A 13,716-nucleotide genomic window follows, 5' to 3' on the forward strand; every position below is an offset into this window, starting at 1 on the left:
TGTGGGAGCTTCACCATGTTGAACACCCTTCTTCCGATTCTCCTGTTTGCAGCCCTGGGCCTCGCTGTCCTCGGCGCTCTGCGCCGGGTGAACATGTGGCGCCGTGGCCGTGCGGCCAAGGTCGACCTACTGGGCGGCCTGCTGGCCATGCCCAAGCGCTACATGGTCGACCTGCACCACGTGGTTGCCCGCGACAAATACATCGCCAATACCCACGTGGCCACGGCCCTGGGCTTTGTGTTGTCGGCGTTGCTGGCGATTCTGGTGCACGGTTTCGGCCTGCACAATCGCATCCTCGGCTACGCCTTGCTGCTGGCCTCGGTGCTGATGTTTGTCGGCGCCACCTTCGTCTACCTGCGCCGGCGCAACCCACCCGCGCGCCTGTCCAAAGGCCCGTGGATGCGCCTGCCGAAAAGCCTGATGGCGTTCTCGGTAAGTTTCTTCCTGGTGACCTTGCCGGTGGCCGGGATCCTGCCTGCCGACTTCGGTGGCTGGCTGCTGGCCGCGCTGCTCGGTGTGGGTGTGCTGTGGGGCGTGTCGGAGATGTTCTTCGGCATGACCTGGGGTGGGCCGATGAAGCATGCGTTTGCCGGTGCCCTGCACCTGGCCTGGCACCGCCGCGCCGAACGTTTTGGGGGTGGCCGTTCCACCGGCTTGAAGCCGTTGGACCTGAGTGACAAAAGCGCGCCCCTGGGCGTGGAAAAACCCAAGGACTTCACCTGGAACCAACTGCTCGGTTTCGACGCCTGCGTGCAGTGCGGCAAGTGCGAAGCCGCGTGCCCTGCATTCGCCGCCGGCCAGCCGCTGAACCCGAAAAAACTGATCCAGGACATGGTGGTCGGCCTGGCCGGTGGCACCGATGCCAAGTTCGCCGGCAGCCCGTATCCGGGCAAGGCCATTGGCGAGCACAGCGGCAACCCGCACCAACCGATCGTCAACGGCCTGGTGGACGCCGAGACCTTGTGGTCGTGCACCACCTGCCGTGCCTGCGTCGAAGAATGCCCGATGATGATCGAGCACGTGGATGCCATCGTCGATATGCGCCGCCACTTGACCCTGGAAAAAGGCGCGACGCCGAACAAGGGCGCCGAAGTCCTGGAGAACCTGATCGCCACCGACAACCCTGGCGGTTTTGCCCCGGGCGGGCGGATGAACTGGGCGGCGGACTTGAACCTGCCGCTGCTCGGCGACAAGAAGACAACTGACGTACTGTTCTGGGTTGGCGATGGTGCCTTCGACATGCGTAACCAGCGGACCTTGCGCGCCTTCGTCAAAGTGCTGAAGGCAGCCAAGGTCGATTTCGCCGTGCTGGGCCTGGAAGAGCGCGACAGTGGCGACGTGGCCCGGCGCCTGGGGGATGAGGCGACTTTCCAGCTGCTGGCCGCACGCAATATCCAGACCCTGGCCAAGTACAGTTTCCAGCGCATCGTGACCTGTGACCCGCACAGTTTCCACGTGCTGAAAAACGAATATGGCGCCTTCGACGGCCATTACCTGGTGCAGCACCACAGCACCTACATGGCCGAGCTGATCGACGCCGGCGCGCTGAACCTGGGCCAGCACAAAGGCAACAGCGTGACCTATCACGACCCGTGCTACCTGGGCCGTTACAACGGCGAGTACGAGGCACCGCGCCAAGTGCTGCGGGCGCTGGGGATCGAGGTCAAGGAGATGCAGCGTTCGGGCTTCCGTTCCCGTTGCTGTGGCGGCGGGGGCGGCGCGCCGATCACCGATATTCCCGGCAAGCAGCGCATCCCCGACATGCGCATGGAAGACATCCGCGAGACCGGCGCCGAGCTGGTGGCCGTCGGTTGTCCACAGTGCACGGCGATGCTCGAAGGGGTGGTCGAGCCACGCCCCCTGATCAAAGACATTGCCGAACTGGTGGCGGATGCCCTGCTCGAAGAGCCTGCACCGGCCAAGACCCCGAATTTGCGTGAACCTGCGGAGGTGCATTGATGAGCGACATTATCCGCCGCGACCCACGGGCCGAATGGATCGCCCGCAACCGCCTGCACCCGCTGCATGCGGCAATGCAACCGGAGCAGCACAGTTGGATGGGGCCTAACGGCATCATCCGCAAGAATGTGCACGGCATGGGTTTTATCGGCCCCAACGGCATCAAGCGTATCGACCGCAGCGGCGCCCAGCAGGGTGGCGCCACCAAGCGCACGGCAGCGGTGCAAGTGCAGTTGCCGCTGCACCAGGTGCCAGCCCCGGCGTTCTACATCAACGTGGTGCCGGATATGGTCGGCGGCCGCCTGAGCAGCCACGACCGCGACTTGCTGGGCCTGGCGCGGCAACTCGCCGGCAGCGACGGCGCGGTGCTGGCGGTGGTGTTTGGCGAACACAAGGAAAGCGCGTTCGACACGGCCGGCGTGGACCGCCTGCTGGTGTTGGATGGCCGCGAATTCGACGGTTATTCACCGGAGCAACGGGTCCATGGCCTGCGGGCTGTGGATAACCAGTTCAGCCCGCGTCACTGGCTGCTGCCCGACAGCCGCAGTGGCGGTGGCGAACTGGGGCGGCGCTTTGCCGCGAGCCTCAAGGAACGCCCGGCCACCCGGGTCTGGCAGATTAAGGGCAGCGAGTGTATCGGCCGTGCCGGTGCGGGCCGGGAGGACCTGGCGCGAGCGCTGCCAAGGCTGATCCTGGCCGCGGTGGAATGTGCCGATCCCGTCAGCGATACGCGCCATGAAGTGTTGCCGGTGGAGTTATCCACAGCGCTGGCGCGCAGCTTGCCGCGTATCGAGGACCTGGGCGCGGTGGCGGTGGACCCGGGCGCGATTCCCATGGCCGAGGCCGAGTTTATTTTCTCGGGCGGCAATGGGGTCAAGGACTGGGAGCTGTTCCACCAGACCGCTGCCGCCCTGGGGGCTACCGAAGGTGCGTCGCGGGTGGCCGTGGACGATGGCTTCATGGCACGGGACCGGCAGGTGGGCGCCAGTGGTATCTGGGTCACCGCACGGGTGTATGTGGCCGTGGGGATCTCCGGGGCGATCCAGCACCTGCAAGGCATTGGTGCCTGCGACAAAGTCGTGGCGATCAACCTCGATCCGGGTTGCGACATGATCAAGCGCGCCGACCTGTCGGTGATCGGTGACAGCAGCGAAATTCTCCGGGCCTTGATCGCAGCGGTCCAGGCCCACCGCAACGGCGCCAAGCGCGATGCGGCTTAAGCAAAGGATATGGCCATGACGACCCATGTAATCAGCCTGGTCTCCATAGGCGCCCACCCGACCTCCGGCCGCCCCCGTCGCGCCGAACAGGATGCCCGCGCCGTGGAATTGGGGTTGCAACTGGCTGGAGATAACCTGCAAGTGCTGCATGCCGGCGACATCGCCGAACCGACCCTGCGCGCCTACCTGGGCATGGGATTGGCGCAGTTGCATGTACTGGAGCAGCCGGCCGGCGCCGATGCCTTGCCGGTACTCGGTGACTATCTACAGGACGCTGGTGCCCAGGTGGTGCTTACCGGCAGCCAGGCAGAAACCGGCGAAGGCTCGGGCATGCTGCCCTTCCTGTTGGCCGAACACCTGGGCTGGCCGCTGATTGTCGGGCTGGCCCAGGTGGAGTCCATCGACAGCGGTGTGGCCCATGTGCTGCAAGCCTTGCCGCGCGGGCAGCGGCGGCGCCTGAAGGTGCGCCTGCCGTTTGTGGCCACGGTGGATAACGCTGGGCCCAAGCCGCGGCAAAGCGCCTATGGCCCGGCCCAGCGCGGTGTGCTGCAGGAGCACGACGTGCAGGTGGTGGACGATGAGTTATTCACAGGCGCCGTGCTGCAACCGGCCAAGCCTCGACCCAAGCGTCTCAAAGTGATCAAGGCCAAGAGTGGCGCCGACCGCATGAAGGCCGCCACGGCCAAGGCCAGCGGCGGCGGTGGCCAGGTGCTCAAGGGCCTCAACCCCGAGGCGGGCGCCGAAGCCATTCTCAAGCTGCTGATCGAAGAAGGCGTGGTGCGCTGACCCCCTGTAGGAGCGAGCTTGCTCGCGAAGAACCTGAGCGCGCAGCGTTAAACCAGACACGCTGCGTTACCGTTGGCCTTTTTCGCGAGCAAGCTCGCTCCTACAAGGCGTGTGCGTGGGTGTTTACCCACAATCCCTGTTAACCCACCTGTGGATAACCTGTTCGCGGCTGTCCACACCCCATGTAAATCAAGCGCTACAGCCCTCTGTACGAAAAACAACCAACCTAAGCGCCGGTTTTTACTGGGCTTTTTCTGTGGATAAGGAAAAAGCCCGGCCCGGAGTTGCCCCCAAAGTCTGTTGGTGCTTCTGTGGATAAGATGTTCGCTACCCGCTACAGGCCTTATAAATAGAGGCGTGCAGTGGCTTGGTTGAAATATGATCAATGTGGCCGTTTCCGCTTGAATCATCGCGCTAGGCCTCGATTTTGCTCGGTTGCAGACGGTTTTCCACAGACAGGCCAAAGTTGCCCCCAAAGTCTGTTGGCGCTTCTGTGGATAAGGTGTTTGCGTTCCGCTACAGGCTATATAGAACGTGGCTTGTAGGCTTTAGGTTAAAAAATGATCAATGTTGGATAAAACCCGTTGCTTTGAATAAGTCACGGATTTTCTTGGTTTTATTTCGAGGTAAGAGCGCAGTTGCCCACAATTGCTGTGGGTGGGTTTGTGGATAAGTTGTTGGAGGATGGCTGCGGGGCAGGATAACAGTGGGCTGACGGCCCTATGCTCAATTTTTGACCAGATGCGGACCCAAATGTGGGGGCGAGCAAGCCCGCTCCCACATTTTTTGATCCCGGGTGGGTCAGTTACTCGTGTGCGGCAATGCCCTTGAGGTACGGGGCCGGTGCCGCTCCCAGGTTGTTGAGCATGCGCTCGCTGTACCAGTCCACAAAGTTCACCACGCCAAACTCATAGGTCTTGGAGTAAGGCCCCGGCTGGTAAGCGGTGGAGTTGATCCCGCGCTGGTTCTCTTCGGCCAGGCGCCGGTCCTGGTCATTGGTGGCATCCCACACTTGGCGCATGCGGTCGACGTCGTAGTCCACACCTTCCACGGCATCCTTGTGCACCAGCCACTTGGTGGTGACCATGGTTTCCTGGGCGCTGATCGGCCATACCGTGAAGACGATGATGTGATCGCCCATGCAGTGGTTCCACGAGTGGGGCAGGTGCAGGATGCGCATCGAGCCCAGGTCGGGGTTCTGGATCCGGCCCATGAGTTTCTTGCAGCCCTGCTTGCCATCCAGGGTCATGGAGACGGTGCCCTTGAGCAGCGGCATGCGCACGATGCGGTTCCGCAGGCCGAAGCTGGCGTGGGCGTAAGGGATCTTCTCGGCGTCCCAGGCAGCGGCGGATGCGGCGACGTGGTCTTTAAACGCCTGGTCGGCCCGTGGGTCGGTGACGTCGTCCCATTCCAGCAGGGTTTTCAGCAACTCGGGGTGCGAGGCGTTGCAGTGGTAGCACTCGCGGTTGTTTTCCAGCACCAGTTTCCAGTTGGCTTTTTCAAACAAGGTGGTCTGGATCGCCACCTTGGTGTTTTCCATGTCGTAGGGTTCCATGTAGTGGTTGAGCGTCGACAGAAAGTCATCGATGGCCGGTGGGTTTTCGGCCAGGCTGATGAAGATGTAGCCGCCGGCGGTCTTCACGTTTACCGGCTTGAGGCCGTACTGCTTCATGTCGAAGTCGGCGCCCATCTCGGTGCCGGCGAACAATAGGCGCCCGTCCAGTTCGTAGGTCCACTGGTGGTAATGGCAAACCAGTTTGGCGACCTTGCCCTTGTCGCTGGTACACAAGCGCGAACCGCGGTGGCGGCAGACGTTGTGAAAGGCATGCACCACGCCTTCGGCGCCACGGATCACGATGATCGGGTTCTTGCCGATCTGCAGGGTCAGGTAGTTGCCCTTGGTGGGGATTTCGCAGGTCATGCCGGCGATCAACCATTCCTTCTGGAAGATCTCCTGCATGTCGATATCGAACAGCCGCTGGTCAGAGTAAAACGGCTGGGGCAACGAAAAAGTGCGCTCGCGCTCTTGCAACATTTGCGCGGTGGCCTTGCGTGCGGGTTCCAGCGGATCGCCCAAGCTCAAGGTTGCGGTGACGTCCATCGTATGTGTCCTCAAGGCCATTCTGTGTGGCCGCGATAAGTGGCTAATCAGGTTTGCAGCAAGGCGTAAAGAAAGCGTCGTTGTTGGCTGCGAGTGTGGGCCCGGCGCTGCCCGCAACCTTGTCCATTAACGACATGGCCCACTCTGTTCCCGACGCGCAACCCCAGTGGTATGGGGGCTGGTCGCGATAAGTATGCGAATGTCGCAGATAGGTAAATGGCAGGTCGCGGCGTTACGCAGAATCGCCAGCATCAAGCCGAACTACGGCCGTGGAGAACAGCATGTCCAACACCTTCCTGAATCCTGTCACTACCCAGACCTGGGCCAATGGTCGGCACATCGTCCGGTGCGTCAAAGTCATCCAGGAAACCTGGGATGTGCGCACCTTCTGCTTTATGGCCGACCAGCCGATCCTGTTCTTTTTCAAGCCGGGGCAGTTCGTCACCCTGGAGCTGGAAATCGACGGCCAGCCGATCATGCGGTCGTACACCATTTCCAGCTCGCCATCGGTGCCCTACAGCTTCTCGGTGACCATCAAGCGCGTGCCGGGCGGGCGGGTGTCGAACTGGCTGCACGACACCCTGCATGAAGGGCAAGAGTTGGCGGTGCACGGGCCGGTAGGGCTGTTCAACGCCATCGACTTCCCGAGCCCTAAAGTGCTGTACCTGAGCGGCGGCGTGGGGATCACCCCGGTGATGTCCATGGCCCGTTGGTTTTATGACACCAACGCCAATGTCGACATGACCTTTATCCACAGTGCGCGCTCGCCCAAAGACATCATTTACCACCGCGAGCTGGAGCACATGGCCTCGCGCATCGACAACTTCAGCCTGCACCTGATCTGCGAGAAACACGGCCTGGGCGAACCCTGGGCCGGGTATCGCGGCTACCTGAACCACAAGATGCTGGAATTGATGGTGCCGGACTTCCTTGAGCGGGAAGTGTTCTGCTGCGGGCCGACGCCTTATATGAACGCGGTCAAACGCCTGCTCGAAGCGGCGGGCTTCGACATGGCGCGCTACCACGAGGAATCCTTCGGCGCCACGCCAGCGGAAGCCCGTGCCGATGCGGTCGAACAAGCCGAACAAGCCGCCGACGCGCCGCAAATCGACCAGGCGGATTTGCATCAAGTGGAATTCATTGCGTCGGGCAAGAGCATCCGCGTGGCACCGGGCGAAACCGTGCATGCCGCCGCCGCCAAGCTCGGCCTGCTGATCCCCAAAGCCTGCGGCATGGGGATTTGTGGCACATGCAAAGTGATGAAGCTGGGCGGGGAGGTCGAGATGGAGCACAACGGCGGCATCACCGAAGAAGACGAAGCCGAAGGCTACATCCTGTCGTGCTGCAGCGTGCCGAAGGGGGATGTGCGGATCGAGTTCTGACGCTCAGTACAACTGCGGCCGCCGATCCTGATGCACATGGTTGTGTGCGCTGATGAACTTGTCCCGAGCCTGGGCCAGAGGTAGGTCGACCACCAGGCACTGTGCTTGTTGATGAGAGGTTGCACCTGCCTGGGGGTAGCCATCGGCATCGACGATAACTGAGCCTCCCACCCAGTTGACGCCGCGTTCTTCGCCATGGCGGTCGCACGCGGCAATGAACCGGCGGTTGACGGCCGCATTGGCCTGGACCCGGACGATTTCTGCCGGCCTTTCGCCGGCGGGGCGCGGGCCATCTGGCCAGTTGACGGGCGCACACAGCAGGTCGGCACCGGCCAGGGCGGCCAGGCGTACCCACTCGGGCAACTCCAGGTCGTAGCAGATCATCACGGCGATGCGGCCGACGGCGGTGTCGACCACCGGCGGGGGCTGGGTGCCGGGGGTGAAGATCAACGTTTCGCGATCCCACAAATGCGCCTTGCGGTACACCGTCAGCCTGCCGTGCGGCTCTATCAGGGCGGCGCTGTTGGCCACCTGCGTTGCCGTCAGCCGCTCACAAAAGCCGGCCACGACAATGATGTTTAGTGAGTTTGCCAGGGTTTTCCACAGGGTCAGTGTCGGGCCATCGAGGGGTTCGGACACCCTGAGGGCTTCCTGCGTGTCAGTGAACACATAACCGCTTTGGGCCAACTCCGGCAGCACCACCACCTGCGCGCCCAGCGCCGCTGCACTGCGGATGGCCTCGGCGCTGAGGGTGCGGTTGTACTCGGCGTCGCCGATACGGGGGGCCAGTTGATGACAGACGACACGTACGCTGTTCATGGGGTGTTGCCTTCCAACATGGCTTCGCTGGCGGCAATCGCACGGCGCTCGGCGTTATGGTCAAGGTTGCGGTTCATTGCACAGTAGACGAGCGCGGAAACGGCCAGGCCGATCACAAACGCAATGTCGGCACCGCCCAGTGCCACGGCGACCGGCCCCACGTAGAAGCTCAACGACATGAACGGCACCATCGAGGCCATGCCCAAGCCATAGGCGACCAGGCCCGCTTTGCCCCACTGGCCATAGATGCCGGCGGAGTTGAAGATGTCGCTGATGGCGTATTGGCCTTTGCGCACCAGATAAAAGTCCGCGAGGTTGACGGCGGTCCACGGCACCAGGAAATACAACATCAGCAGCACAAACGTATTGAAGCTGGCCAGGTAGCTGTCAGGAATGCTCAGGGCGATCAGGAAAATCACCACGGCCACCAGGCCGATGCCAATGATCCGGCTCTTGAGGCGCGGCTGGATCTTCACGAAACCGTCGATGGCACTGATGCCGGTCAGCATGGCGCCGTAGCAGTTGACCGCCATGATGCCAATCAACGCCGGCACCGCGATCAGCACGGTGAAGGTGCCGAAGCCGGGGATCACCTGGTTGCCCACGGTGCGCACGCTGGTGATGGCATCCGGCGAAGGCAGCGCCGAAGCGAGGAATGCGCCCAGGGACATCAGCCACAAGGCAGAGCCGGCAGCGCCCAGGTAAGTCCAGAAAATCACCCGGCGCGACGGCGTTTGGTGGGGCAGGTAGCGCGAGTAGTCCGAGACGTACACGGCGTAGCTGATCTGATAACCGGCAGCGGCGCTGAGCTGAATCAGGAACGCCGACCACGAGAAGTGGGCATCGGCCACCGCTGCGTCGGCCGACAGGCTCATCAGGGCGGCGACGGTCAGCACCGCGAATACGCTGATCATCACGTAGGTCAACCAGCGTTGCACCGTGTGCAGCAGGTCATGGCCGATCACGGCGATTACCACCGCGAGGATGATCATCAGCGCATACCACGGCGCGCGGCTGCCCGGCAGGACCGTGTTGATGGCATCGGTGGCGAGAATCACGTTGAACACGTTGAAGCCGATGTACACAAAGATCACCGCGATAAACGGCACGATGGCCCCGCGCAGACCGAACTGGGCGCGTGACTGGATCATCTGCGGCAAGCCCATGCGCGGGCCCTGGTTGGCGTGGAACGCCATGGCGAAGGTGCCCAGGCACACACCAATGACAATCGCCAGCACGGCATAGACCAGGCTCAAGCCCAACGCAGCCCCGGTGAAGCCGGTGACCATGGTGGTGAGGACGAAGTTGCCCGTGAACCAGAACGGACCCTGGTGCCAGACTTTGCCGTGGCGTTCGCTACGCGGAACGTAGTCAATGGAGCGGGTCTCGATTTTCAGGCCGGGAGCGGCGCGGGGAGCGGTCTTGTCGGATAGGGCGTTCATAGGTTCACGGCTTGTTTTTATAGGGGCTGAGTGCCGGAGCATCGGGTAACTGGCGGGCCAATTGAATCGTGATCTATAAATAATTACTTCAGACTTTCCTTAAGTAATGCTTTTTCGTGGGCGGCGACGGAACCGCTTTGTCTTATTGCAAAGCGATATAACCAGGGTGCGGTCGGTCTTCTAGTCTGGTTTTTAGTCCCGTCGCAGTCGCCTTTAGCCTTGTCGTAAAGGGTGGACGCTCACCCTATCTGCAAGGAAGCCACCATGTCTGCGATTCCCTCCCGTTCCCAGGGGGCCCAGCGCCTGTTGAACAAAAACGTCACGGCGCTGATTCCTGATTTTCCGTTCCATTACGGCCGCTATCTGTGGCAGGCGGCGATCCTCAAGAAACCCCTGGGCCATGTCGCACCACAGCATTATGGCGAGCAGGTGTTGATCGTCGGGGCCGGCGTGTCCGGTCTGGTGGCCGCCTACGAGGCGATGCGCATGGGCCTGCATCCGATTGTGGTGGAAGCCTCCGGGCGCATTGGCGGGCGGCTCTACTCCCAGGTGGTGGGTGATCGCAACGACCCGCACGCCCGGGTGATCTGTGAGCTGGGGGCCATGCGTTTTCCCAAGTCCGGCAAGGCGTTGATGCACTACTTCAATAAGGTCGGGATGGACGCAAACTCGACGGACTTCCCCAACCCCGGCTCGCCCGCCGCCCCCAGTACGGTTGTCGATTACGAGAACGAACAGACGTACTACGAACGCAATGACCTGCCGGAAAAATACAAACGAATCGAAGACATGTTCTTCGGCGACTTCCTCGAGCAGGCTCCGATCCGTTTTACCGACATGGAAAATGCGATGCAGGAAACCGCGGTCGATCAGGGCGAAATCAAGGCAATCTGGAACACGATCCTGAGGGCGGGCTGGGATGACCTGAGTTTCTATGCGGCCATGGTCGAGCAAGCCAGGTGGAGCAGGGAGGACATTGACCTGTTTGGCCAGATCGGCTTCGGCACCGGCGGTTGGAACACCGACTATCCGAACTGTTTCCTGGAAGTGTTGCGGGTGCTTTATACCGGCCTGGATACCAACCACACGTTGATGTATGACGGCTCCAGCGAGCTGCCCCTGCGTTTATGGAGCCGCACGCCGACTTCGTTCGGCGACACCCAGGTCCATTGGCCAGCGGACGCGACCGTGGAGAGCCTGACGCGGCGGGAGATTGCCGACCCTCTCAATCAGGAAGTCCGGCAGATCCACCGCCTGGCCGATGGCACCTTCGATGTGTACCTGCATGACAACAAACTGGGTCGAGACACCCTGCGCAACTTTAAAAGTGTGGTCTATACGCCTCACGTACGGGTGCTCGACAAGTTCCGCTATATGGATGGCAAAGATCGCTTTACGCCGATGAACAGCTTGTTGCCCCAGGCTACCTGGGAAGCGGTCATGTACACCCATTACATGCAATCGGCGAAGATCTTTGCCAACACTCGACGGCCGTTTTGGAATGATGTCGAGAACGGTCGCTACAAGATGAGTGTGACCTTGTCGGACCGGCTCACCCGAGGCACCTATCTGTTGGACTATGCCCCAGGTGCTGGGGTGAACAAAGGCAGCGGCCTGTTCCTCTCCTATACCTGGAACGATGACAGCCTGAAATTCCTGGGGGACCGTAGTGCGCCGTTGCCGACCCATGTGCAGTTGTGTACGACCTTGCTCGATACGGTGTATGCCGACACACAACTGGACCTGGCGGCCGAGTTCGGCATGGTTGACCCCTTCATCGAAATCAACTGGGAAGATGAGCCGTTTTACTTGTGCGCCTTCAAGATGAACCTGCCGGGGCAGTATGAGTATCAGCGCCTGCTGTTTTCCCAGTTCATGAGTGGTGTAAGGGAAGGGGTGCCGGACGGTTTCATTCTGTCTGGCGATGATATTTCCTGGACCGGGGGCTGGGCCGAAGGCGCTGTGACCACGGCCTTGAATGCGGTGAACAAGCTGGCGGTCACGTTTGGCGGTGGGACGCTTGAACACAATCCCGGGCCGATTGACCAGTGGGATGCGTTACAGCCTCTCCAATTGTAGGAGTTTGCCGGCGGAGGCGACCTCAGGATCGCCATCGCCGGCAAGTCGGCTCCTACAAGGGGATCAGGCGCCCATCACTTCGCGAATATCCGCCGCGAGTTCACGCACCCGTTCTTCCTCGGTATCCCACGCACACATGAAGCGTGCGCCGCCCTTGCCGATAAAGGTGTAGAAGCGCCAGCCCTTGGCCGTCAGCGCGGCGATGGCCGGCTCCGAGAGTTGCAGGAACACGCCGTTGGCCTGCACCGGGAACATCAACTCCACGCCGGGAATATCCGCTACCAGGCTGCTGAGCAACTGCGCGCAGTGGTTGGCGTGGCGTGCGTGTTTGAGCCAGGCGTCGTTTTCCAGCAGGCCGACCCACGGCGCTGACAGGAAGCGCATTTTCGAGGCCAGTTGGCCGGCCTGTTTGCAGCGATAGTCGAAGTCTTCAGCCAGTTTGTGGTTGAAGAACAGGATCGCCTCACCCACCGCCATGCCGTTCTTGGTGCCGCCAAAACACAGGACATCCACCCCGGCTTTCCAGGTCAGGTCGGCTGGCGAGCAGCCGAGGAAGGCACAGGCGTTGGAGAAGCGTGCGCCATCCATATGCAGGTTCAGCCCCAGCTCCTTGCAGGTGACGCTGATGGCGCGGATTTCATCCGGGGTGTACACGCTGCCCACTTCGGTGGCCTGGGTCAGGGTCACGACGCGGGGCTTGGGGTAGTGGATATCCTGGCGCTTGAGGGCGATCTCACGGATCGATTCCGGGGTCAGCTTGCCATTCTCGGTGCGCGCGGTGAGCAGTTTGGAGCCATTGGAGAAAAACTCCGGTGCGCCGCATTCGTCGGTCTCGACGTGGGCGGTTTCCGAGCAAATCACGCTATGGTAGCTCTGGCACAGCGAAGACAGGGCCAGGGAGTTGGCCGCTGTACCGTTGAAGGCGAAGAACACTTCACAGTCGGTTTCAAACAGTTTGCGGAAACCGTCGGCGGCGCGGTGGGTCCATTCATCGTCGCCATAGGCGCGTTGATGGCCCTGGTTGGCGAGTTCCATGGCGGCCCAGGCTTCCGGGCAGATACCGGAATAGTTGTCGCTGGCGAATTGTTGGCTCTTGTCGGTCATGGCCCGTTCCTGTGGTCGATGTTGGTGCGCACTTTAACCAAGAATATCCGGCGGGCGCACGCACTGTTAATGCAAAGTCTCTGGGGAATTATGCACGGTACTGAAACGATTCCTGTAAGGCGTGGCCGCGATGGCGCGCTGGACCTGCTCAAATGGCTGGCGCTGCTGAGTATGGTGCTCGATCACCTGCGCTATGTCGGTTTGAGCCTCGATGGCCTGTACGTGCCGGGGCGCCTGGCGTTCCCCTGGTTTTGCCTGGCGATTGCGGCGAACCTGCACCGGGTCAAGGCGGGGCCGGCGACCTTTCAATGGCGTTACCTGGGCTGGTTGCTGCTGTTCAGCGTGATCAGCGAGGTGCCCTATCGGATGTTTATCGAGGATGCCGATACATTGAATGTGCTGCCGACCCTGGCGCTGGGTTTGCTGATTGCCCGGGGATGGCAGCAGAAGACGCTTTTTGATCGAGGATTGGCGTTGATCGCCTTGTTATTGGCGGCGGTATTTTCGTCGAGCCTGATGTTCGGTTTTTTTGGTGTATTGCTGCCGTTGGCGATGCTGTTGGTGTTCAGTCGCCCCTGGTATTTCAGCATTGTGCCGGGGGTGGTGTGCGTGGCTGCCAATCAATGGCAGGTTTTGCTTGATAGCGGCAACCTCGTGGCGCTGCTCGGGTTGGCGACGTGCCTGATTGCGCCATTGGCCGGGCTGGTCTTGTTGCGACAGGCCAAAAACACCTCGCCCCCGGCCATGCGCCGCTGGGCCTACGCGCTCTACCCCCTGCATTTCCTGCTGCTATTACTCGTGCGCCAGGCCATCGCCTAACCCCC

Annotated in this window: 10 protein-coding genes; 6 read left to right on the top strand and 4 right to left on the bottom strand. The window is 61.6% G+C overall.

Features of this window, described 5'->3' with window-relative positions; all coding sequences use genetic code 11:
• Positions 1–15: 15 nt before the first annotated feature.
• The 3 genes from dgcB to BHC62_RS05970 are packed head-to-tail and all read left to right on the top strand — an operon-like array spanning position 16 to position 3,965.
• Entirely contained in the window at positions 16–1,959 is a 1,944-nt protein-coding gene (gene dgcB / locus BHC62_RS05960; RefSeq protein ID WP_029296992.1) for a dimethylglycine demethylation protein DgcB, read from the top strand.
• Complete coding sequence (locus BHC62_RS05965; RefSeq protein WP_070994470.1) at positions 1,959–3,179, top strand: electron transfer flavoprotein subunit alpha/FixB family protein; 1,221 nt, start codon at positions 1,959–1,961, stop codon at positions 3,177–3,179. The genes dgcB and BHC62_RS05965 overlap by 1 nt, the downstream gene beginning before the upstream one ends.
• A 15-nt stretch (positions 3,180–3,194) precedes the next feature.
• Positions 3,195–3,965 (top strand): electron transfer flavoprotein subunit beta, encoded by a 771-nt coding sequence (locus tag BHC62_RS05970; RefSeq protein WP_070994471.1) that lies wholly within the window; start codon positions 3,195–3,197, stop codon positions 3,963–3,965.
• An 805-nt stretch (positions 3,966–4,770) separates the two neighbouring features.
• On the opposite strand, the gene gbcA is transcribed toward BHC62_RS05970, so the two are convergent.
• On the bottom strand, positions 4,771–6,066 hold the full coding sequence (gbcA, locus tag BHC62_RS05975) for a glycine-betaine demethylase subunit GbcA (protein WP_029296987.1): 1,296 nt from the start codon (positions 6,064–6,066) through the stop codon (positions 4,771–4,773).
• Positions 6,067–6,347: 281 nt separating this feature from the next.
• Between gbcA and gbcB the strand changes: the two genes are divergently transcribed.
• On the top strand, positions 6,348–7,448 hold the full coding sequence (gbcB, locus tag BHC62_RS05980; protein WP_029296985.1) for a glycine-betaine demethylase subunit GbcB: 1,101 nt from the start codon (positions 6,348–6,350) through the stop codon (positions 7,446–7,448).
• A gap of 3 nt (positions 7,449–7,451) precedes the next feature.
• Here the strand turns inward: gbcB and BHC62_RS05985 are convergent, their stop codons facing one another.
• Together BHC62_RS05985 and BHC62_RS05990 are read right to left on the bottom strand one after the other, a co-directional pair.
• Positions 7,452–8,267, bottom strand: a complete 816-nt coding sequence (locus tag BHC62_RS05985) for a nitrilase-related carbon-nitrogen hydrolase (RefSeq protein ID WP_070994472.1) — start codon at positions 8,265–8,267, stop codon at positions 7,452–7,454.
• A complete protein-coding gene (locus BHC62_RS05990) occupies positions 8,264–9,709 on the bottom strand; it encodes a cytosine permease (protein WP_029296979.1) in 1,446 nt (481 codons plus the stop codon). The genes BHC62_RS05985 and BHC62_RS05990 overlap by 4 nt, the downstream gene beginning before the upstream one ends.
• 264 nt (positions 9,710–9,973) lie before the next feature.
• Here BHC62_RS05990 and BHC62_RS05995 point away from each other — a divergent pair, with 264 nt between their 5' ends.
• Positions 9,974–11,788 (top strand): NAD(P)/FAD-dependent oxidoreductase, encoded by a 1,815-nt coding sequence (locus BHC62_RS05995; protein ID WP_070994473.1) that lies wholly within the window; start codon positions 9,974–9,976, stop codon positions 11,786–11,788.
• Positions 11,789–11,851: 63 nt separating this feature from the next.
• On the opposite strand, the gene BHC62_RS06000 is transcribed toward BHC62_RS05995, so the two are convergent.
• Positions 11,852–12,892, bottom strand: coding sequence for a low specificity L-threonine aldolase (locus tag BHC62_RS06000; RefSeq protein WP_029296975.1), 1,041 nt, complete (start codon positions 12,890–12,892; stop codon positions 11,852–11,854).
• A gap of 90 nt (positions 12,893–12,982) precedes the next feature.
• On the opposite strand from BHC62_RS06000, the gene BHC62_RS06005 reads away from it, so the two are divergent.
• A complete protein-coding gene (locus BHC62_RS06005) occupies positions 12,983–13,711 on the top strand; it encodes a TraX family protein (protein ID WP_070994474.1) in 729 nt (242 codons plus the stop codon).
• Positions 13,712–13,716 lie beyond the last annotated feature (5 nt).

This window comes from Pseudomonas sp. 06C 126 (assembly GCF_001855215.1).
Taxonomy (GTDB): domain Bacteria; phylum Pseudomonadota; class Gammaproteobacteria; order Pseudomonadales; family Pseudomonadaceae; genus Aquipseudomonas; species Aquipseudomonas proteolytica.